The organism is Ruegeria sp. E5 (assembly GCF_056534105.1).
In genome coordinates this window covers 647,454-667,589 of record NZ_JBQFPA010000001.1, presented here as the reverse complement: position 1 = coordinate 667,589, position 20,136 = coordinate 647,454, and the positions used below count along the sequence as shown (strand labels likewise).

Below are 20,136 nucleotides of genomic sequence, written 5' to 3'. Positions count from 1 at the left end.
GCGTTTCGGGTTGGACTAGATCAGAAATGCACAGGGGTATGTGCTATTCTGCAGGGGAAGCCTCAATCTGAGACATGATCTCAGCGATCACTTTTGCCCACAATTCAGGAGGTTGCGCGCCCGGAACGGCGTGCTGGTTTGCAACGATATATGTGGGAACCGAATTTACGCCCATTTCGCGTGAATGGCTGTCGCGGTTACGGATATCTTCTCGGTCGGCGTCTGACTGCAGCAGTTTCAGTACGACCGCTGCGTCCATGCCTACGCTGTCGGCGACATCAGCCAACACCTCATGATCACCAATATCACGCGCCTCGACGAAGTAAGCATTAAAGAGTGCATCGACCACGGCATCCTGCTTGCCCTCAATCCCCGCCCAGTGGATCAGGCGGTGGGCATCCAGCGTGTTGGGCGTGCGTTTCATGCCTTCGAAATCGATATTCAAACCTGCGTTTTCGGCATGTTCAACAACGGGCGCGTATGCACGAACTGCTCCGTCCTTGCCGCCGAACTTCCGTTCAAGGTATTCGCGCCGATCCATGCCCTCGTCGGGCATATCGGGGTTCAGCTGAAAGGGGTGCCACTCGATCACAAAGGGGTGGTCTGGCACTTCGGCGAGCGCTTTGTCCAGATGGGTCTTGCCAATATAGCACCAGGGGCAAATCGGATCGGACATGATGTCGAGCTTTACAGTGTGTGTCATTCGGACGTCGCCTTGAAATAGGCCGGCAGGGCGCGGCGCAGAAGTTTGCCGTTGCCTCCGGTGGGCAAGGCGGGCAGATGGACAAAGGCACGCGGCTGTTTGTAGCGCGCCAACTTGTCAGACACATAGGCGTGCAGGTCCGCCGCGTCCAGTTCTTCGGGGCCAGTGTAGAAGGCAACGATGATCGAACTGTCCTGTTTTACCTCAACCGTAGCCGCCCCGACCTGGGTGATCTCGGGATGGGTGGATAAGGCCGCCTCGACTTCGACCGGGGAAACGCGATATCCGCCCGCATTCATCATGTCGTCATCTCGACCCAGATAGGTGATTTGCCCATCAACGGCCATCGCGCCTTGATCACCGGTCAGGAACCAATCTCCCTGCATCCGAGCAGCGGCCTCGTCGGGGGCATTCAGATAGGTTAGCATCAGGCCCGGATCTTCGCGATGTACGGCTATTGTACCTTCCTGACCTTGTGGCACAGGGCCATCCGGCCCGAGGATGGCAATCCGACGCCCGGGCTGCGGCTGCCCCAACGCTGTGCCGCGTGCTGGGTGGCTTGGGCTGGATGAGATGAAGGTCGAGCATTCGGACATGCCGTAAGCCTCATAAAGCTCGGTGCCGGTGGACTGCACCCATTGTTCATGCAGGTGTCGCGACAGCTTTTCCCCGGCGCAAAGGCCGTGGCGCAGATCGGGAAGGCCGGGCTGCGCGTCACTTTGCATCATCTTCCGAAAGACCCCCGGTGCGGCTGCAAAGATGGTGGCACGATGTTGTTTCAACAGGGCAGGCAGATCGCGTATGTCTGTCCCGGGTTCAGGGATCAGAGCCGTTGCACCAATGGCCCAAGGGTCCATCAAGCCGGTGCCCAGCGTGTAGGTCCAATTGAATGCCCCCGCATGGCACAGCCGGTCCGAGGATTTCAGGCCATACCAGCCGTCGACCATCATCTGCCGAGCCCAGATGGCGCGGTGTGCATGCGCAACCGCACGGGGTTTGCCCGAAGTGCCCGAAGTGTAGACCACGTAGGCCAGCCGCTCGGGATCTCCCATGGCAAAACTTGCAGGCGGCAGTGATCGCATCCGGGCCAGTTCAGGCAGCATGATCTGATCCGGGTGCGGCGCGCAGGCGACCTGGGGATCTCGCAAAATGGCGGCGGGTTTCAGATCGTCGATGATCTTTGCGGTCTCTTGCTCGGTGAGTTGTGATGAGGTGGGCACGGGGACCAGTCCCACGGCGATTGCGCCCAGATAGGCGATCGGAAAATCGACGGTATTGCCCAATCGCATGAGAACAATGTCTTGGGCGCGAAGGCCGCTCTGCAGCAATCCTGAACCGGTGCCCATTATCGCCGAATGCAGATCGCCATAGGTCCAGTCTGTTGCACCATCCGATCTCAGCACCGAAAGCGCGGTCTTCTCAGCTGAACTTTTCGCATGGCGCAGCACATGCGCGGCAAGATTGAATGGGCGCGGGCAGCGCGTAGGCGGCCCCTGATCAAAGATCGACAACATGAGAACTGGCTATCCCCGTGCGAGGCGCGTTGCAAGCAGGGCATGCTCGCCCTATAGAAAGACCCATGGCCACCAATGATCATAAATCTATCGTCAGAATTGCCCGCGACAATGGTGTCAACACCGAGTTGGAGCCGGTCGATTTGGGCGCGCGCGTGCGCGAACTGCGTAAAGCCCGCAACTGGACGCTGGAACAGGCGGCGAGTCAGGCGGGTCTGGCTCGGTCGACACTCAGCAAGATCGAAAATGGTCAGATGTCTCCGACCTATGATGCTTTGAAAAAGCTGGCGACCGGATTGGAGATTTCGGTGCCTCAGCTTTTTACGCCGCCACAACGCGATCAGGTGATCGGTCGAATGGCAGTGACCAAGATGGGCGGGGGTGCGGCCCATGCGACCACCACCTACGAACATGAGTTGCTGGCAGAAACGCTGACCAAAAAGCAGATGCTGCCCTATCGCGCCCGTGTACGTGCACGCTCGATGGAAGAATTTGACGGCTGGGTGCGTCACGATGGTGAGGAATTTCTGTATGTTCTGACCGGAGTGGTGCGGTTGTTTACCGAGTTCTATGAGCCGGTCGAAATGCGCCGCGGCGACAGCGCTTATTACGACGGCAGCATGGGGCATAACGTCATTTCGGTCAGTGATGAGGATGCGACGATCCTGTGGGTGACGTCACTTGCTTAGGGCTTGGGCCGCTTCGCGGTTCAATGCTTCGGTGAACAGGAAATCCTCAAGCTCTTCGCGCGCCTCGTTTACGGTCAGGTGGTGACGCTCGGCCAGGTAAGCTTCGAACTGTTTGCGATCTTCGCCAACGCGCGCCATATCCCTATCCCGCAGGTTCGGAAACCTACGTTTTGCACGCGCATATGACGCGTCCCAGTCTTGCGTCAGATCAGCCCAGTTTAGCATCTGCGAGCCTTCCTTAGTTGGTGTTTCAGGATTGCTCTCCCCCAAGACAGCCTACGGAGCGCCGTGCGTTGCTGCAGACATGACAAAATGTCGCAGCCGGAGTCGGGAGATAAGATGCAAAAAACCCGCTGCGGAGATACCGCAACGGGCCCACGGACCTGCTGTAAAGTGAGTGGCGGCCGGTCCGTTATTCTGCTTGTTCGAATAACCAGTTCAGTATTTTGTGTCCGATAAATACAGCAATTAACTGCATAATTATGAACATCGGAATGTGCGCAGGGTATATCCCCGCAAAGGTATCCGTAAAGCCCCTTGCGATGGTAACGGCCGGATTAGCAAAACTTGTGGAAGACGTATACCAGTAGGCGCCGGTAATATAGAGGCCCACAAGGGCTGGTACCGTGTCCGGCTTGTGCCGAATTCCGCCGAAAATCACAAAGAGCAAACCCAAAGTGGCGACAATCTCCGAAAACCACTGATGTGCCCCGGTACGATGCATCGTTTCCGAAGTTTGCAGAATCGGCAGGTCAAACATGTAATGGCTGGCCCAGACCCCCGCGATACCTCCGGCAATCTGAACAAGCATGTAAGGGGTGACCGCACGCCAGGGATGTTCACCGCGCAGCGCAAAGGCCAATGTCACTGCAGGGTTGAAGTGAGCGCCCGAGACAGGGCCGAGCGTAGTGATGATAGCGTAAAGGATGCAGCCGGTCGCAATTGCATTGGCCAGCAACGCCAGCGCGATGTTCCCGTCGGACAAGGTTTGCGCCATGATGCCTGATCCGACAACGCCGATCAGCAGGAAGGCGGTTCCGAGGAATTCGGCAAAGTATTGGCGGGCGCTCACAGCAGGGCTCCTATACGTTTGAGATGGGCCGAGAGTTCAACGCTGTCCATGGTTTCAATGGGCAGCTCCAGAAGTGCTTCGGCGCGGCGCCCAAGAATGTCATATGCGGTCCTAAAGGCGGTTTCCCAGTCTGACTGAGACGCGGCAGCCGGGTCCTCGACACCCCAATGCGCGCGTACAGGGGCGCCGGGCCAGACGGGGCATGTCTCTTCGGCGGCTGAGCCGCAAACCGTGATCACTATGTCCATTTCCGGAGCATTTTCTGCTGCAAACTTATCCCAGCTTTTAGAGCGGGAATCGCGGACGTCATGGCCTTCGGCACCAAGCAGCGTCAAGGATTGCGGATGCACCTTGCCGGTCGGGTTGGAGCCTGCTGAATAGGCGCGTACACGCCCTTCGCCGGTGTGATTGAAGAGCGACTCCAGCAGAATCGATCGAGCCGAGTTGCCGGTGCATAGAACCAGTATGTTCATGGGGGTATCCTTGGATTGATCGAGGACTACTCGGCCATTCGACCGATGTCATCCACCTTGTGTTGTAGTGAGATGCGGTCGAGCGTTTCGAACGGGAGGCTGGCAAAGGCGGTGATACGGTTGCGCAGCAATCCGTAGGCCTGCTGGAATGCCAGCTGCTTTTGCGCGTCGGTTCCTTCAACTTTGACCGGATCGTGCAGACCCCAATGCGCGCTTATCGGTTGTCCTGGCCAAGCGGGGCAGGCCTCGTTCGCTGCGTGGTCGCAGACGGTAAAGACAAAATCCATCTTTGGGGCATCAGCAGCGGCAAATTCTTCCAGTGATTTTGAGCGGAGTGAGGTCGTGTCGTAGTCTTTTTGCTTCAAGAGTTCCAAAACGATTGAATTTGGTCCGTCCGATGGTGCCGTTCCTGCCGAATAAGCACGAAACAAGCCGTTACCTTCATTGTTCAGGATGGCTTCCGCCATGATCGAACGGGCCGAGTTTCCGGTGCAGAGGAAAAGCGCATTCATAACGCGGCCAGGGGACGCCATAACGGGGTCATCCGAGGGTTGCATGCATAAATCAGGACGATTTTGACAGCAACCGCCCAGCAACTCATCAAACAGCCCGCGCACCGCTGGTAAGTTGGCGGCATATTGCAATGATGTCCCGCTGCGCGACTGCTGGATCAGCCCGGCGGATTTCAATGCATTCAGGTAGGTTGACGCAGTATTGGGTTTCAGCGCTAAAGCCTCAGCTATCTGACCCGCAGCTACGGAATCTGGATAGCGACGCATCAACAGCCGGAACAGATCCAGCCGCTTGGGGTGTGCGAGTGCGTTCAGCCTGTCATGAATCTCTATTTCCATAATTCATGAAATATGGAAATAGAAAGGACTCGTCAATCCTGAAACCACCAGACCTGTGGCATATATTCTGGCCCATCGCCATAAATTGGCAGAGTGTCGGGTTGTTTCAGCTCTTTGACATGGGCGATACGGCCGACATCAAAGCTCCAGATAGGAATGACATAGCGACCCGCTGTCAGAACACGATCCAGCGCGCGCGTTGCCGCAACAAAATCCTCGTGGCTTTCCGAGGCCAGCATCGCGTCGATCAGCCCGTCCACGGCGGGCGAGGTCAGGCCCATAACATTCCGCGTCCCGGGAGCATTTGCGTTTTCGCTGCCCCAATACAGACGTTGTTCGTTGCCTGGCGAGAGCGACAGCGCTCGACGGAACGGGGTCATGTCAAAATCTTGCGCATCGATGCGTGAAGTATATTGCGCGTCATCTACTTTCTCGACTGTCAACTGGATACCCAGGCGTTCGAGGGCGCGCGCGTAGATTTCCGCGATCACGCCGACATCCTGGACCACGTTCAGGCTGCCCTGGCTGATGACCAGATCAATCAAAAACGGCTCACCGCTGGCGTTGCGAAGCTGGCCGTCCTGAATGGTCCATCCGGCCTCTTCCAGCAGTTTAAGCGCTTTGCGGATATTTCGACGGTTGCGTTCGGTTCCATCGCTTTGAGGCAATTCATATCCATCCAGCGTGCCCGGTGCCAACTCGGCGGCGTAAGGTTGAAGCAATTCCTCGACACGACCAGTGGCCGGTCCGGGTTGCATCCCTAATTCCGAACCCGAGAAATATGAGATGATCCTGGGCTGCGCTCCGCCTGTAATGGTGTCGTTGATGAACTCGAAGTTGAAGGCCAGCGTTAGTGCCTCGCGTACGCGCCAGTCATCGAATGGGGCCTTGCGTGTGTTCATGACAAAGCCGGTCATGCCTGATGGTTTTTGATGGGGAATTTCCGTCTTCACAACATCACCGCGCTGAACCGCTGGGAAGTTGTACTGCGTGTTCCATTTATCCGCGTTGAATTCACGAACGGCCGAAAGCTCGCCAGCTTTAAACGCTTCAAACGCGACTGTGCCGTCTCCGTAGAACTCAATCCGCATGTCATCCAGATTCATCGTGCCCTTGCGGTAGGGGATGTCGGCACCCCAATAGTCAGGATTGCGACGCAGGTTCACATAGCGGCCAGCCTCATAGTCATCGATTACGAATGGTCCGGAACCGATGGGTATATCGTGTAGTTGAGCGTCAGCGAACGACTTTCCCTCCCACTGCGCTTTTTGCAGGATCGGGCGCATTCCGGCGATCAGGGCCAGTTCGCGATCCGGTTCGTTAAAGGTGATCCGAACGCTGCGCGGTCCAGTCTGTTCAATGCTATCAATCTTGCCCCACAGCCCGCGATATCGCAGGTGGCCTTCGGTGCCCAGTGTCTCATACGACCAGATCACGTCATCGACTGTGACCGGCGATCCATCCGAGAATTCAGCATTTTTGCGCAGCGTGAATTCTACCCATGTGCGGTCCGAATCTGTCTCAACTGATTCGGCTAACAACCCGTAAAGAGTGAAAGGTTCGTCCCAAGAGCGGCCCATCAGGCTTTCATGAGTCCAAAATCGCAACTGCCACGGCGCGGTGCCTTTTTGCACAAACGGGTTCAGACTGTTATAGCCGCCGGTATTGCCAAATACGACCTTGCCGCCCTTGGGCGCGTCAGGATTTGCGTAGGGTAGCGACACAAAATCCGGTGGTAGGGCCGGGTCACCATACATAGCTATGCCATGGGCCGATTCTGCTGACGCCATTGAGGCGGCGAAAATACAGGTGATTCCCACAATCGCGGGACGAAGGGGGCGGAGATAATCGGGGCTCATTTTGGAAACAATCCTGCTCTGGCCTTATTTTGTTTGGGATTCACCGTAGCCATGATTTTTCTTATTATCAAACTTTTAGCTTGGACGAGGGCGTGGAATTGCTTATAAAGGTTCTACTGCTCGATAGGTTTCTTGCCTGTATGAAACCTGCCTCAATAACTTAACGCCCGCTTCGTGCGGGCGTTTTTTTTGGCAAAACTCGTGCGGGCGCGCGGATCAGATCATTCCCCGTTTTCTTTGCAGGTGCAGCATGGCACTGTGTTTGAGAAACAAAAACTCATAAGGAGAGTGCCATGAGTCTGTCGGGCAAAACAGCCGTCGTCACGGGGTCGAATTCGGGGATTGGGCTGGGCATCGCGCGTGAGCTGGCGAAGGCCGGGGCGGATGTGGTGCTGAATTCGTTCACCGACCGTGATGAAGATCATGCGCTGGCCACCGAGATTGGCAAAGAGACGGGAACCAACGCGCGCTATATCAAGGCAGATATGTCCAAGGGCGATGAATGCCGTGCACTGATCGAACAGGCAGGTGCTTGTGACATTCTGGTGAACAACGCCGGCATTCAGCATGTGGCCCCGATCGATCAGTTTCCGTCGGACAAATGGGATGCGATCATCGCGATCAACATGAATTCGGTCTTTCATACGATGGCGGCAGCGCTTCCGAGGATGCGCGCGGCGGGCTGGGGGCGGATCGTGAATATTGCCTCGGCTCACGGTCTGACGGCCTCGCCCTACAAGGCGGCTTACATCGCGGCAAAGCATGGTGTCGTCGGCATGAGCAAGACCGTGGCGCTGGAGACTGCGCAGGAGCCGATTACCTGCAATGCTATTTGTCCGGGATACGTACTGACTCCATTGGTTGAGGCGCAAATTCCCAACACGATGAAAGAGTACAATATGAGCCGCGAGGATGTGGTGAAGAACATCCTGCTGGAGCGGCAGCCGTCGAAGGAGTTTGCCACGGTCGAGCAGCTGGGCGGAACTACGATCTTCTTGTGCTCGGATGCAGCGGCACAGATCACAGGAACGACGATATCCGTGGATGGGGGATGGACGGCATTGTGAGGGACCATGGGGGCTCTGCCCCCATACCCCCGAGGTATTTCTGGCCAGATGAAGAGGCGGAACCATGAAACGGATCAATCTGGCATTGCAGGGCGGTGGGGCGCATGGCGCGTTTACCTGGGGTGTACTGGATCGATTGCTGGATGAAGAGGATATCGAGGTTGCCGCGATCACTGGGACTTCGGCCGGCGCTTTGAACGGGGCAGCGTTCAAATCAGGGATGGTGCATGCAGGGCGCGAAGGGGCGCGGGCGTGTCTGGATGGGCTTTGGAAACGCATGGGTGCCGTCGGCGATATGCGAATTGCCCATTGGATGCGGGGCATTGAGCCTGCTCATGTTGCACAAGCGTTGGAGTACTCCGTTCCGTTCTCGATGGCCGAAGCATGGTCGCGGCTGGTATCGCCTTACGCCTATGGGCCGTTTTATCGCAATCCGCTCACCCCGGTTGTGGATCGGTTCAACTTTGATGAGATTTGTGCAGACGAAGGGCCCGCGCTGTTTGTCTGCGCCACCTGTGTGCGCAGCGGCAAGATTCGCGTGTTCACAGGCGAGGAGATTTCGACCGATGCGATTCTGGCCTCGGCCTGCTTGCCGAACCTGTTTCAGGCGGTTGAAATCTATGACCCGAAATCCGAGCGGACCGAAGCGTATTGGGATGGCGGCTATACCGGAAACCCGGCGCTTTATCCGTTGTTCGGTGGGGATTTGCCAGATGATGTGGTGATTGTGAACATCAACCCGCTGGAACGCGATGAGGTGCCTAAAACGCCGCAGCAGATTCAGAACCGGATCAATGAGATCAGCTTTAACTCATCGTTGTTTCGCGAGCTGCGTGCGATCAATTTCGTTCAACGGCTTCTGGCCGAAGGCAAGCTGAAGGCTGGTGAGATGAGCCGGGTGCTGGTGCATATGATCGCTGATGACGCCTTGATGAACGACCTTTCAGCGGCCACCAAGATCGTGCCAAACCCGGTTGTGCTGAACCGGCTGAAACAGTCCGGGCGCGATGCGGCGGATCAGTTTCTGAGCGTGCATAAGGACGATCTGGGTCAGCGGAGCACGGTCGATTTGCCCGCAATGTTTGGTTGATTATTCAGGCGGCTGGGTTGGGTCTTTGTCATTCGGGTAAACCAGACCCGCTGAGATCACCAGCTTGGCTGCATCCTCGATGGACATATCCAGCAGGATCACATCCTCTGCGGGGAAAAACAACAGGAACCCGGATGTGGGGTTTGGGGTTGTCGGGACAAACACGCTTAGCAACTCGCCCCCGGTTTCGGCGCGATCGCTCACTTCACCGCGCGCTGTTGTCGAGACGAAGCCGATTGCCCAGATGCCCCGGCGCGGATACTGGATCAGGCAGGCTTTTTCGAAAGACCGCTCGGTCTGGGCGAACACAGTTTCCGAGATTTGCTTGATCCCGGAATAAACCGAACGGACCACGGGCATGCGGTCGACGACACTTTCGGCGAAATGGATCAGCGAACGGCCCAGGATGCCCTTTGCGATCCAGCCGACGATAATCGTGAACAGCAGGAATATGACCACGCCAACGCCGCGCAGGTTGATGCCGACATATTCCGAGGGTTGGAACCGTTGCGGGATCAGTGGCAGGACGGCACTGTCGATCCAGCCAACCACAGACCAGATCAACCAGATGGTCAGCCACACCGGAGCAATGACGACGATACCAGTCAGAAAGGACGCGCGTAGCCGGGAGAACAGGCCGGGGCGTCGGTGGGGTTCTTCGTCAAACGGAGTGTTCATTGCGGTCCTGAGTGGTTTGCGGAATTAGGTAAGCAGTCCGGGCGCTTGGTGCAATAGCTGGGGTCAGTGGGCTGATTCCGTTAGCGCACGCGCGATGACCGCTGCCAGTCGGGCGTTGTTGCGTACCAAAGCGATGTTGGCGGTAAGCGAACGGCCTTCGGTCTGTTCATAGATACGCTGTAGCAGATAAGGTGTGACGCCTTTGCCAGTGATCCGGTGAGTTTCTGCATCGGCCTGTGCGGACGCGATGATCGGGGCCAGCTCCTCGGACGGGATCTGGTCGGCTTGCGGGATCGGGTTAGCGACCAACTGACCACCCGGCAGCCCCAACGCACGCCGTGCTGCGTGGGCTTTTGCTATGTCAGCGGCATCATCCATGCGCAGCGGGGCTGCCAAGGGTGATTTTGCGGACCAGAAGGCTGGGAACTCGTCCTGTCCGTGGGCGATGACGGGGACGCCGAGCGTTTCCAGAACTTCAAGCGTTTTGGCGAGGTCGAGGATGGCTTTGGCCCCGGCCGCGACCACAGTCACCGGGGTCTGCGCGAGCTCGTGCAGGTCAGCGGAGATGTCGAAGGAGGTTTCGGCCCCCTGATGCACCCCACCGATGCCTCCGGTGGCGAAGACCTCAATGCCTGCATAATGTGCGGCGATCATTGTTGCGGCGACGGTGGTGGCCCCGGTGCCGCCTGTAGCGAGGCAGGCGGCCATGTCAGCGCGTGACAGTTTGGCGACGCCTTGCGCCTGACCCAGTGCGCTCAGCTGGTCGGCTTCGAGGCCGACGTGCAAAACTCCGTCAATAACGGCAATCGTTGCTGGAACGGCGCCCGCATCGCGGATGTCTTGTTCAACCTGTGCCGCGACCTCGATGTTCTGGGGGTAGGGCATGCCATGGGTGATGATGGTGCTTTCCAATGCCACGATTGGTTGGCCCGCATCCTTGGCGGCGCGGACCTCTGCGGAATAGTGAATGGTGATCACAGTGGGGTTTCTCCGGAAACATAGGTTGCAGCGGCGCGCAGCGCGCGGCTGAGTGCCGCGTCGCTGTCGGCACCATTCGCCTCGGCGGCGATATGGGCGGCCATGAAAGTGTCACCCGCGCCGGTCACGCGGGTGACCAGAACGGACGGGGGTGTTTGGGTCAAGACAGCATCAGCATCCCCGACGGTGGCCGAGTTGCCGCCATCGGTCACAAGAACCCGCAACGCGCCACGGTCCAGCAGGCCTTTGGCGGCGCTCTCGGAATCGGTGAACTCGCGTTGGCAAAGCAGTCCGGCCTCTTCGAGATTCACATAGAGCGTTGCACGGGCGTGTTTGAGGAAGGGCAGCAGCCGTTCTGCCTTGCCGGGCGACGCCGGGGCGACGCGCAGGTCGGCTTTGGCGAAGGCGGGGCTTTGGGCGATCTCTTCAAGCAAGGTAAGCGTCAGGTTACCGTCCAGCGCGATGGGCCCTTCGAATGGCGTATTTTCATAGCCCAGCGGACCATGCATCAAGGGACGCAGGATTTTGGCTCCGGCAGCTTCAAGCGAATGGGCGTCGGCAATGGCGGCGATCAGCCCGTTGGCTCCTTCAACCGCCATATATCTGTCGGTTGGCAGGTCTTGCGAGCGATAGATGTGATCGGTGACCATCCCCAAACGCGCGCAGGACCGGACCAATTCGTCGCCTTCAGCGTCGCGGCCAATTGCGGTCAGCAAAGTCGGGGTCATTCCGAACCGCACCAGCGTCATGGCGATGTTCATGGCGACGCCACCCGGCAGGCGAGTAATGCGGCCGGGTACATCCGAGCCCTGTCGCATGGCGCTGGCCGAGCGTCCGATCACGTCCCAAAGGACCGAGCCGATGCACAAAATTTCGCTGTTCTTGTTCATGCCTTGTGTCATGCCGCAGCCCCGACGCGGGTGCAAGGGTTAACGCTCGCATCCCTCAGCGCATTGCGGCAATCAGAGAGTTCAGCGCCTCCAACGGGTTATCTTGCGACCAGATTTCCTCTCCGATGCCGAAGAAATCGGTGCAGGGGGTGAGGTCTCGGATCAGATCGGACGTCAGGCCGCCCTCGGCCACGACGGGAACCTCGATCATTTCGGACCACCATTGGAACAGGTCCTTTTCGGCCTGAGTACCATCGCCCAGCGTGGCGGAACCAACCGGGCCAAAGGCCACGTAATCCGCGCCACTTTCACCAGCAGTCATCCCGTCATGGCTGGAAGACCCGCAAAAACTGCCGACAATCGCATCCGCGCCCAGCTCCTTACGGGCTGCCCTGACAGACCGCGCGCCGTCATCCAGATGCACCCCGTCCAGACCCAACCGCTGCGCCAGCAATACATGGTTGGAAATCACGATGGCTACATCGCGCGCATGCGCAACTTCGCGGCAAGCATCGGCGGCGCGCGCGATGGTATCTTCGTCGCTTCCAGCCAAGGCGAGGCGGATACATGCAATTTCAGCCCCGTCCAATACGTGACCCAATTGATCAGGGAATGTACTCAACGCGATGGTCGGAGGCGTGATCAGGTAAATCTGCGGCTGCTCGGGGGTGTCCATGGCGCGTCCTTCGGGTTTGTCATCTTTCGCGCGGTTTAGCGGATTGCGCGGGGGAAGCAAACTTTTATGCCGGCTACGTACCCTTTTGCGAACAGAAGACGCCGGGCCGACTTGCCCTCGACCCATGCGGCCATTAGAGCAAGCGGAGTTTTTCGGAGTTAGCCATGCCCAGCGATACATCACAGCCGTCTTTTGTTCTGGTGCGCCCTCAGATGGGTGAGAACATCGGTGCTGCCGCGCGGGCGATGTGGAACTTTGGGCTGGATCGGATGCGGATCGTGGCACCGCGCGACGGCTGGCCCAACCCCAAGGCGGTGGCGATGTCCAGCGGGGCCGGGCGGCTTTTGGATGAGGCGCAGTTATTTGACGATCTAGCGGGCGCGCTGGAGGACACCACCTTTGTCTTCGCCACCACAGCGCGGCAACGTGGGTTGACCAAGCCTGTCTATAGCCCGGAGCGCGCAATGCTGCTTGCATCGCAGAAAGTGGCGGCGGGCGAAAAGGTCGCTGTTCTATTTGGCCCGGAACGGGCAGGGCTTGAGAATGAGGATATCGCCAAGGCCAATGCGATTATCTCGGTGCCAGTGAATCCGGAATATGCGTCGTTGAACCTCGGGCAGTGCGTTCTGCTGACCGCCTATGAATGGATGCGCCAGACCGGGGATGTCGTGCATGAGGCAACTGATCTGGGCAAGGGCGATTGGGCGACCGGGATCGAGGTTGAAAAGTTGGTCGAGCATTATGAGGACCGTCTGGAACAGGCCGGGTTCTTTTATCCGCCGGAAAAAGCCGAAGGAATGAAGGTGAACCTGCGCAATCTGTGGTCGCGGATGCGGATGACACGGGCCGATGTACAGATGCTTCACGGGATCATGCGGCAGATGGTCCGCTGGAAAGACAAAAGCTGAGGCTGGACCTATCTTCCGCCAAACCATAGCTTGCGACGAAATCAGGACATGAGGACAGCATGAGCGGTAAGCGCAGCATCTTCGAAGAGGTCTCGGACAGCGAAAAACAACAGGCCGTCCAACCCGGTATGATCGACCGGGGGCGTGGAGGTGCGCGGGCCGCGATCCGGGTTTGGCTGATGATCCTGTTCGCGCTGGTCGTGATCATGATTGCCGTGGGCGGGCTCACGCGGCTGACCGACAGTGGTCTATCGATCACCGAATGGCGACCTATTACGGGTGCGATCCCGCCGATGAACGCCGCTGACTGGCAAGCCGAATTCGACAAATACAAGCAGATTGACCAGTGGCGCATTCAGAACCAATGGATGGAGCTGGATGATTTCAAAACCATCTATTGGTGGGAATGGGGCCATCGCCAGTTGGGCCGCGTGATAGGATTGGTTTGGGCCGTTGGATTTATCGGTTTCCTTGTGGCTCGCAAAATTCCGACAGGATGGGCTGGTAAGCTGCTGATCCCCGGCCTGCTTGGCGGTGTTCAGGGTGCTGTAGGCTGGTGGATGGTCGCCTCGGGCGTCACACAGGGTGAAGGCATGACCGCCGTTGCCAGCTATCGTCTGGCGACGCATCTTGGCTTGGCCTTCGTGATCCTCGGCTTTCTTGCCTGGTACATCTTTGAACTTGGCCGTGACGAACGTGACCTGATGCAGGCCCGCCGCGCGAAAGAGGCTAAGCTTTTCTCGATATCGACCGGACTGCTGCACTTCACCTTCCTGCAAATCCTCATCGGTGCGCTGGTGGCCGGGATCGACGCGGGGAGGTCCTACACTGACTGGCCCCTGATTGGCGGTCAGTTGCTGCCGCCCGATGCGACCATGCTGGAACCGATGTGGCGTAACTTCTTTGAAAGTCCCGGTCTGGTGCAGTTTATCCACCGTTGCGTCGGCTATCTGCTCTTTATTTTCGCCATCATAGTCTGGCGGCGCGGTGGCAGCAGCGCGCACCCACAGACCCGCTTTGCCTTCAACGCCATGTTCGCAGCTTTGTCACTGCAAGTGGTCGTGGGCATCATCACAGTCGTCTATGCGGCACCTTGGCAGATCGCCATTTTCCACCAGTTCATGGCCGTGGTCGTCTGGACCCTGATCCTGCGCGCCCGCTTCCTGACAGCTTACCCTATCGCAACATCTGTGCGCGGAGCATGACCCCATGACAGCATACAACGACTTGATGGCCTTTCAGCGCGAAACCTCGGCCCTGGGCCAGATTGCCGGTAGGCTCGGCTGGGACCAGGAAACGGTGATGCCGCGCGGTGCCGCGCCGCAACGGGCCGAGGAAATGGCAGCGATCGAGGCTGTATTGCATGCTCGCCGCTCTGACCCTCGCGTTGCCGAATGGTTGGAGCAGGCCGCACCGCAAGATGAGGTCGGCAAGGCACAACTGCGTGAGATACGCCGCGCCTATGACCGCGCGGTGAAGGTGCCCGCCGATCTGGCGACGGCGATTGCACGCGTGACATCCGCCGCGCAGGGCACATGGGCCCAGGCGCGAGCGGACGAAGATGTCTCAGCCTTCCTGCCGGTGCTGGAAGAAGTTGTCTCGCTGAAACGGCAAGAAGGTGAAGCGCTGGCACAGGGTGGCGACGTTTATGATGCGATGGTTGAGGATTACGAGCCCTACACGACCGGCGCTCAGATCGCCGCGATCTTTGACGAAATGCGCCCACGTCTGGTGGCTCTTCGCGCCGCAGTTCTGGATCGCCCGGAACCTGCCGCGCTGACCGGCAACTTTGACGAACTGACCCAGATGCGCCTGACGCAGAAACTGGCAACGACATTCGGCTATGACCTGAACAATGGCCGCGTCGACAAAGCGGTGCATCCGTTCAGCTCGGGCAGCGGGCTGGACGTTCGGATCACCACCCGCACCAGCGAGACCGATCCGTTCAACTGCTTTTACTCGACCATTCACGAGGTTGGCCACGCCGCCTATGAGCAGGGCATCGACCGCGATTACCTGCTGACCCCGCTGGGACGTGGTGTGTCGATGGGTGTGCATGAAAGCCAAAGCCGGATTTACGAAAACCAGCTGGGCCGCTCGCGCGCCTTTACCGGATGGCTGTTTGACCAGATGAAAGAGGCGTTCGGTGATTTTGGCATCGCCGATGCAGATGCGTTCTATGCCACCGTCAACCGCGTCCACAACGGCTATATCCGGACCGAGGCGGATGAGGTGCAGTACAATCTGCACATCATGCTGCGGTTTGATTTGGAACGCGCACTGATGGCCGGTGACTTGCAGGTCGGCGACCTTGAAGCCGCCTGGAACAACCGCTTCAAAGCAGATTTTGGTTATGCGGTCGACAAGCCCTCGAATGGATGCTTGCAGGACGTACACTGGTCGGTTGGCCTGTTTGGCTATTTCCCGACCTATTCGCTGGGCAATGTCTACGCGGGATGCCTGTATCAAGCACTGCGCGCAGCAATTCCCGGGCTTGAGGGGCAATTGGCAGCTGGCGATACTTCCGGGGCGACCGGTTGGCTTCGAGAGCATGTGCAGCAACTTGGAGGACTGTACGCGCCCCGCGAAATCATTCAGCGCGCCAGTGGGGTGGAACCAGGGCCGGAGCCGCTGTTGGCTTATCTGGAGCAGAAGTTCGGGGCGTTGTACGGGCTTTGAGGCGTGTTCGTGGCGCTCCGGCGTTACATTGGCCCTGACGGTACCATTTCGATACGCAAGGCAACAGCGGCGAAGAAAAGGCCGCTTCCTGCCAATACAAATACGTGCCAGATGGTGTTGTGGTAGGGCAGCCAGTCCAGAAGGTAGAATACCACGCCTGCGGTATAGATGAGGCCTCCGGCGATCATCAAAGTAAGGGTAAGGGGTGAGAGTTCGGCCAACATGGATTGTCCGGCCCAAACCGCGGCCCATCCCATCAGAAGATACAGCGCCAGCCCGAACCAGCGGAAGCGGTTCGGGTCGATCATCTTCAGAACAGAGCCCAGCGTCGCAGAAGACCACAACCCCAGCAAAAGCCCCGGAGGTTGCGAAGCCGAGAGCAGCAGGAACGGCGTATAAGTTCCTGCGATCTTCACGTAGATACCCGAGTGATCAAGGCGGCGCAGAAACTCTGCCCACTCATCATGCTCGATCATGTTGTAGAGCGCCGAGAACGTCAGCATCAAAACCAGAGTTATTCCATAGATCGAGGCGCCCAAAACCGCCGCCGGGTCTGACCGATAGAAGACTGTCATGATGATCAGCATAGGCGCTGCGATCACCGCCGAAGAAACACCCAGCACATGAACAACACCGTCACTTATTCGCTCAGCACGGCTGTAGGCAGGTCGGATATGGGCGAATGACCACATATCGAAATGCTAGGCGTGCCGGGTCTGCTGGGGCAAGCCCACCCTCGTGCCGTTGGCAGGAACGTGACCCTGAGTAACAAAAACGCCCGCAATACGGGCGTTTTGTTACACTTCTGTAGTGCTTTGTTATTCCTCGGCTTCTTCGTCACCCTGGTCGGCGATCCAGGCCACACTGACGACTTCTTCGCCTTTACCGGTGTTGAATACACGCACACCACCCGCGCTGCGGGAGCGGAACGAGATGCCCTCGACCGGCACCCGGATCGATTGGCCCTTCGAGGTAGCCAGCATGATCTGATCGTCGATTTCTACGGGGAAGGAGGCAACCAGTTCGCCGCCGCGCATGGCTTTGTCCATGGCTGCAACGCCCATGCCACCGCGACCGCGGACAGGGTAGTCGTGACTGGAGCTCAGCTTGCCCGCGCCGCCCGACGTGATGGTCAAGATCAGGTTCTCGGCTGCCGACATCTCGGCATAGCGTTCCTGCGTGATACTGCCAGGCGCGGCTTCGTCCTCGTCCGTTTCGCCGTCATCCGCAATGCCCGCGACTGCGCGGCGCATCTTGAGGTAGGCGGCGCGCTCGTCCGGGTCGGCCTCGAAATGGCGAACTACGGACATCGAGACGACACGGTCGCCATTGCTCAGCCTGATGCCGCGCACACCGGTAGATTCGCGTGAGTTGAAGACACGTACATCAGTGGTCCGGAAGCGGATCGCACGGCCCGAATTGGTGACCAGCATCACGTCTTCATCTTCTGAACAGATGCGAGCGTTTACCAGTTCCACATCCTCGGGCAGTTTCATCGCGATCTTGCCATTGCGGCGGACGTTCGTGAAATCTGACAGACGATTGCGACGCACGTCACCCGCGCTGGTGGCGAAGACGATTTGCAGGTTCTCCCACTCTTCATCCGGCACATCCACGGGCATGATCGCCGCGATCGAGACACCGGTCGGGATCGGCAGGATGTTGACGATCGCCTTGCCCTTACCGGTCCGGCTGGATTGCGGCAGACGCCAGGTCTTGAGCTTGTACACCATGCCTTCGGTGGTGAAGAACAGCAGTTGCGTATGCGTGTTCGCCACGAAGAGATTGGTGACAACATCCTCTTCCTTGGTCTGCATACCCGACAGGCCTTTGCCGCCACGCTTTTGCGCCCGGAAATCGGCCAGAGGGGTGCGTTTGATGTAGCCGCCTGAGGTGACAGTCACGACCATATCTTCGCGTTCGATCAGGTCTTCGTCTTCCATATCACCGGACCAGTCAACGATCTCGGTGCGGCGGTCGACGGCGAACTGCTCGCGCACGCTGCGTAGCTCATCGGCGATGATGCCCATGATGCGCTCACGCGAAGACAGAATATCCAAGTATTCCTTGATCTTGTCGGCCAGTTCTTCCAGTTCGTCCGTGACTTCCTTGACACCCAGTTGGGTCAGACGCTGCAGCCGCAGTTCGAGAATGGCGCGGGCCTGTACCTCGGTCAGGTTATAGGTGCCGTCGTCATTCATCTTGGACAGCGGATCGTCGATCAGGCGTAGATAGCCTTCGATCTCGGATGCAGGCCAGCGGCGGGTCATCAGTTTCTCGCGCGCTTCAGCAGCGTCTGCCGACGAGCGGATCGTGGCAACCACTTCGTCAACATTCGAAACGGCCACGGCCAGACCACACAGGATGTGACTGCGCTCACGCGCCTTGCGCAAGTCATAGGCTGTGCGGCGGGCAACAACATCTTCGCGGAAGTCGATGAACGAGGTCAGGAAGCGGCGCAGGGTCAGCTGTTCGGGTCGACCACCGTTCAACGCCAGCATGTTGCAACCAAATGAGGTCTGCATCGGCGAGAAGCGGTAGAGCTGGTTCAGCACCACTTCGGGCGTTGCATCGCGTTTCAGTTCGACCACGACACGCACACCATTGCGGTCGGATTCGTCCTGTACGTGGCTGACGCCTTCGATGCGTTTTTCACGCACGGCTTCGGCGATCTTTTCGATCATCGAGGCTTTGTTCACCTGATAGGGGATCTCGTCCACAACGATGGCGTACCGATCCTTGCGCAGCTCTTCTACGCGGGTCTTGGCGCGGATGATAACGCTGCCACGGCCTTCAAGGTACGCTTTGCGCGCACCTGAGCGGCCCAGCATCACACCGCCAGTCGGGAAGTCGGGGCCGGGCACATACTCGATCAGTTGCTCTGATGTCAGATCCGGGTCGTCGATCAGCGCCAGCGTGGCATCGACCACTTCGCCCAAGTTATGCGGTGGGATGTTGGTTGCCATACCCACGGCAATACCACCGGCACCATTGACCAGCATGTTCGGGAAACGGGCGGGTAGGACGGTCGGCTCTTTGTCTTTGCCGTCATAGTTGTCCTGAAAATCGACGGTTTCTTTTTCGATATCGGCCAATAGGGACGCGGCGGGCTTGTCCATCCGTACTTCGGTGTAACGCATCGCCGCCGGGTTATCGCCGTCCATTGAGCCAAAGTTGCCCTGACCATCAAGCAGCGGCAGCGACATCGAGAAATCCTGCGCCATCCGCACCAGCGCGTCATAGATCGCACTATCACCATGCGGGTGGTACTTACCCATCACGTCGCCAACCGGACGGGCCGACTTGCGATAGGACTTGTCATGAGTGTTCCCGGTCTCATGCATCGCGTAGAGAATACGCCGATGCACCGGTTTCAGCCCATCGCGCAGATCGGGGATCGCACGGCTGACAATGACCGACATCGCATAGTCCAGATAGGACGTGCGCATTTCGGATTCGATGGATACCGTCGGGCCGTCATAAACGGGGCGCTCGGGCGGGGTTTCGTCCATGTTTTCAGGGATTTCTGGCGTATCGCTCACGTAGGCTGCCCGTGTCTTGTTCTTGATCTATATCTTGTGGATACACTTTATCAGACCCGGCATATAAGGTGCAAGCAAGCAACCGTTCCCCGGCCAAATTAGGTCGGTAACACCTGAGTAACATATTGTTATCTAAGTATTAGGACAGTTCCGTGTTACTCTGAGTAGACCTTGTAACAAGATTGGAGGTCTGCATGGCGCAAAGTGAAACTGAACTCATGCTTAAGGGGTACGGGCTGACCACGGCGGAATTTTTCTACCACATGCCCGACTATATTCACGTACTGAACACGTTTATTTGGCAGGATTACGACCTTGCTCCGGACCATCCGAAGCTGTTCGAATTCGTAGAATTCTGGCAGAAAGAGATTGAAGGTCCGCTGCACTCGGTCAGGTTCACGCACCGTAAAATGATCGCGCCTGGGGAATGGCGCAACATGGTGGGTGAGTTTCGGGTGAACTAGCCC

The 20,136-nt window shown here is 58.2% G+C and carries 20 protein-coding genes; 7 read left to right on the top strand and 13 right to left on the bottom strand.

What is annotated here, in order from left to right; genetic code table 11:
- Positions 1-43: 43 nt before the first annotated feature.
- Complete coding sequence (locus ACR0BI_RS03395; RefSeq protein WP_170510066.1) at positions 44-703, bottom strand: DsbA family oxidoreductase; 660 nt, start codon at positions 701-703, stop codon at positions 44-46.
- On the bottom strand, positions 700-2,217 hold the full coding sequence (locus tag ACR0BI_RS03390; RefSeq protein ID WP_480561427.1) for a class I adenylate-forming enzyme family protein: 1,518 nt from the start codon (positions 2,215-2,217) through the stop codon (positions 700-702). Before ACR0BI_RS03390 ends, ACR0BI_RS03395 begins: the two co-directional genes overlap by 4 nt.
- A gap of 65 nt (positions 2,218-2,282) precedes the next feature.
- On the opposite strand from ACR0BI_RS03390, the gene ACR0BI_RS03385 reads away from it, so the two are divergent.
- Complete coding sequence (locus ACR0BI_RS03385) at positions 2,283-2,906, top strand: XRE family transcriptional regulator (RefSeq protein WP_170396891.1); 624 nt, start codon at positions 2,283-2,285, stop codon at positions 2,904-2,906.
- Here ACR0BI_RS03385 and ACR0BI_RS03380 read toward each other — a convergent pair.
- The 5 genes from ACR0BI_RS03380 to ACR0BI_RS03360 all read right to left on the bottom strand — a co-directional run bounded on the left by ACR0BI_RS03380 (position 2,895) and on the right by ACR0BI_RS03360 (position 7,161).
- Positions 2,895-3,131, bottom strand: a complete 237-nt coding sequence (locus ACR0BI_RS03380) for a hypothetical protein (RefSeq protein ID WP_170396893.1) — start codon at positions 3,129-3,131, stop codon at positions 2,895-2,897. The genes ACR0BI_RS03385 and ACR0BI_RS03380 overlap by 12 nt on opposite strands.
- Positions 3,132-3,318: 187 nt before the next feature.
- Complete coding sequence (locus ACR0BI_RS03375; RefSeq protein WP_170421892.1) at positions 3,319-3,978, bottom strand: MIP/aquaporin family protein; 660 nt, start codon at positions 3,976-3,978, stop codon at positions 3,319-3,321.
- Positions 3,975-4,451, bottom strand: coding sequence for an arsenate reductase ArsC (locus ACR0BI_RS03370; protein ID WP_480561428.1), 477 nt, complete (start codon positions 4,449-4,451; stop codon positions 3,975-3,977). Before ACR0BI_RS03370 ends, ACR0BI_RS03375 begins: the two co-directional genes overlap by 4 nt.
- Positions 4,452-4,477: 26 nt before the next feature.
- Entirely contained in the window at positions 4,478-5,302 is an 825-nt protein-coding gene (locus tag ACR0BI_RS03365; protein WP_170595469.1) for an arsenate reductase/protein-tyrosine-phosphatase family protein, read from the bottom strand.
- A gap of 32 nt (positions 5,303-5,334) precedes the next feature.
- Positions 5,335-7,161, bottom strand: a complete 1,827-nt coding sequence (locus ACR0BI_RS03360) for an extracellular solute-binding protein (RefSeq protein ID WP_480561429.1) — start codon at positions 7,159-7,161, stop codon at positions 5,335-5,337.
- Positions 7,162-7,454: 293 nt separating this feature from the next.
- Here ACR0BI_RS03360 and ACR0BI_RS03355 point away from each other — a divergent pair, with 293 nt between their 5' ends.
- On the top strand, positions 7,455-8,228 hold the full coding sequence (locus ACR0BI_RS03355; protein WP_480561430.1) for a 3-hydroxybutyrate dehydrogenase: 774 nt from the start codon (positions 7,455-7,457) through the stop codon (positions 8,226-8,228).
- 64 nt (positions 8,229-8,292) lie between these two features.
- Complete coding sequence (locus ACR0BI_RS03350) at positions 8,293-9,318, top strand: patatin-like phospholipase family protein (RefSeq protein ID WP_170421876.1); 1,026 nt, start codon at positions 8,293-8,295, stop codon at positions 9,316-9,318.
- Here ACR0BI_RS03350 and ACR0BI_RS03345 read toward each other — a convergent pair whose 3' ends face one another.
- From ACR0BI_RS03345 to ACR0BI_RS03330, 4 genes are all read right to left on the bottom strand, one after another.
- Complete coding sequence (locus ACR0BI_RS03345) at positions 9,319-9,996, bottom strand: DUF502 domain-containing protein (protein ID WP_170396909.1); 678 nt, start codon at positions 9,994-9,996, stop codon at positions 9,319-9,321.
- A gap of 63 nt (positions 9,997-10,059) precedes the next feature.
- A complete protein-coding gene (locus tag ACR0BI_RS03340; RefSeq protein WP_170406047.1) occupies positions 10,060-10,974 on the bottom strand; it encodes a pseudouridine-5'-phosphate glycosidase in 915 nt (304 codons plus the stop codon).
- Positions 10,971-11,864: a PfkB family carbohydrate kinase gene (locus ACR0BI_RS03335; protein ID WP_170509655.1), complete on the bottom strand. Its 894-nt coding sequence runs from the start codon at positions 11,862-11,864 to the stop codon at positions 10,971-10,973. Before ACR0BI_RS03335 ends, ACR0BI_RS03340 begins: the two co-directional genes overlap by 4 nt.
- A gap of 55 nt (positions 11,865-11,919) precedes the next feature.
- Positions 11,920-12,540, bottom strand: coding sequence for a thiamine phosphate synthase (locus ACR0BI_RS03330; RefSeq protein ID WP_170396915.1), 621 nt, complete (start codon positions 12,538-12,540; stop codon positions 11,920-11,922).
- A gap of 164 nt (positions 12,541-12,704) precedes the next feature.
- On the opposite strand from ACR0BI_RS03330, the gene ACR0BI_RS03325 reads away from it, so the two are divergent.
- Genes ACR0BI_RS03325 through ACR0BI_RS03315 form a run of 3 tightly spaced genes read left to right on the top strand, consistent with a single transcriptional unit; the run spans position 12,705 to position 16,127 of the window.
- Positions 12,705-13,448, top strand: coding sequence for an RNA methyltransferase (locus ACR0BI_RS03325; RefSeq protein WP_480561431.1), 744 nt, complete (start codon positions 12,705-12,707; stop codon positions 13,446-13,448).
- A gap of 59 nt (positions 13,449-13,507) precedes the next feature.
- On the top strand, positions 13,508-14,653 hold the full coding sequence (gene ctaA / locus ACR0BI_RS03320; protein ID WP_170421864.1) for a heme A synthase: 1,146 nt from the start codon (positions 13,508-13,510) through the stop codon (positions 14,651-14,653).
- A 4-nt stretch (positions 14,654-14,657) separates the two neighbouring features.
- Positions 14,658-16,127, top strand: a complete 1,470-nt coding sequence (locus ACR0BI_RS03315; protein WP_480561432.1) for a carboxypeptidase M32 — start codon at positions 14,658-14,660, stop codon at positions 16,125-16,127.
- A gap of 23 nt (positions 16,128-16,150) precedes the next feature.
- On the opposite strand, the gene trhA is transcribed toward ACR0BI_RS03315, so the two are convergent.
- Positions 16,151-16,819, bottom strand: coding sequence for a PAQR family membrane homeostasis protein TrhA (trhA, locus tag ACR0BI_RS03310; RefSeq protein ID WP_170567166.1), 669 nt, complete (start codon positions 16,817-16,819; stop codon positions 16,151-16,153).
- A 126-nt stretch (positions 16,820-16,945) separates the two neighbouring features.
- Positions 16,946-19,669: a DNA gyrase subunit A gene (gene gyrA / locus ACR0BI_RS03305; RefSeq protein ID WP_170662678.1), complete on the bottom strand. Its 2,724-nt coding sequence runs from the start codon at positions 19,667-19,669 to the stop codon at positions 16,946-16,948.
- Between the two features lie 194 nt (positions 19,670-19,863).
- Between gyrA and ACR0BI_RS03300 the strand changes: the two genes are divergently transcribed.
- Complete coding sequence (locus tag ACR0BI_RS03300; protein ID WP_039535770.1) at positions 19,864-20,133, top strand: usg protein; 270 nt, start codon at positions 19,864-19,866, stop codon at positions 20,131-20,133.
- Positions 20,134-20,136: the final 3 nt, after the last annotated feature.

What these genes read in the sequence shown, in the direction of transcription:
- ACR0BI_RS03350 (WP_170421876.1), top strand. Translation starts at nt 8,293, where the DNA reads ATGAAACGGATCAATCTGGCATTGCAGGGCGGTGGGGCGCATGGCGCG.
- ACR0BI_RS03395 (WP_170510066.1), bottom strand. Translation starts at nt 703, where the DNA reads ATGACACACACTGTAAAGCTCGACATCATGTCCGATCCGATTTGCCCC.
- ACR0BI_RS03365 (WP_170595469.1), bottom strand. Translation starts at nt 5,302, where the DNA reads ATGGAAATAGAGATTCATGACAGGCTGAACGCACTCGCACACCCCAAG.
- ACR0BI_RS03345 (WP_170396909.1), bottom strand. Translation starts at nt 9,996, where the DNA reads ATGAACACTCCGTTTGACGAAGAACCCCACCGACGCCCCGGCCTGTTC.
- ctaA (WP_170421864.1), top strand. Translation starts at nt 13,508, where the DNA reads ATGAGCGGTAAGCGCAGCATCTTCGAAGAGGTCTCGGACAGCGAAAAA.
- ACR0BI_RS03315 (WP_480561432.1), top strand. Translation starts at nt 14,658, where the DNA reads ATGACAGCATACAACGACTTGATGGCCTTTCAGCGCGAAACCTCGGCC.
- ACR0BI_RS03330 (WP_170396915.1), bottom strand. Translation starts at nt 12,540, where the DNA reads ATGGACACCCCCGAGCAGCCGCAGATTTACCTGATCACGCCTCCGACC.
- ACR0BI_RS03390 (WP_480561427.1), bottom strand. Translation starts at nt 2,217, where the DNA reads ATGTTGTCGATCTTTGATCAGGGGCCGCCTACGCGCTGCCCGCGCCCA.
- ACR0BI_RS03335 (WP_170509655.1), bottom strand. Translation starts at nt 11,864, where the DNA reads ATGAACAAGAACAGCGAAATTTTGTGCATCGGCTCGGTCCTTTGGGAC.
- ACR0BI_RS03385 (WP_170396891.1), top strand. Translation starts at nt 2,283, where the DNA reads ATGGCCACCAATGATCATAAATCTATCGTCAGAATTGCCCGCGACAAT.
- ACR0BI_RS03380 (WP_170396893.1), bottom strand. Translation starts at nt 3,131, where the DNA reads ATGCTAAACTGGGCTGATCTGACGCAAGACTGGGACGCGTCATATGCG.
- trhA (WP_170567166.1), bottom strand. Translation starts at nt 16,819, where the DNA reads ATGTGGTCATTCGCCCATATCCGACCTGCCTACAGCCGTGCTGAGCGA.
- ACR0BI_RS03370 (WP_480561428.1), bottom strand. Translation starts at nt 4,451, where the DNA reads ATGAACATACTGGTTCTATGCACCGGCAACTCGGCTCGATCGATTCTG.
- ACR0BI_RS03300 (WP_039535770.1), top strand. Translation starts at nt 19,864, where the DNA reads ATGGCGCAAAGTGAAACTGAACTCATGCTTAAGGGGTACGGGCTGACC.
- ACR0BI_RS03360 (WP_480561429.1), bottom strand. Translation starts at nt 7,161, where the DNA reads ATGAGCCCCGATTATCTCCGCCCCCTTCGTCCCGCGATTGTGGGAATC.
- ACR0BI_RS03325 (WP_480561431.1), top strand. Translation starts at nt 12,705, where the DNA reads ATGCCCAGCGATACATCACAGCCGTCTTTTGTTCTGGTGCGCCCTCAG.
- ACR0BI_RS03355 (WP_480561430.1), top strand. Translation starts at nt 7,455, where the DNA reads ATGAGTCTGTCGGGCAAAACAGCCGTCGTCACGGGGTCGAATTCGGGG.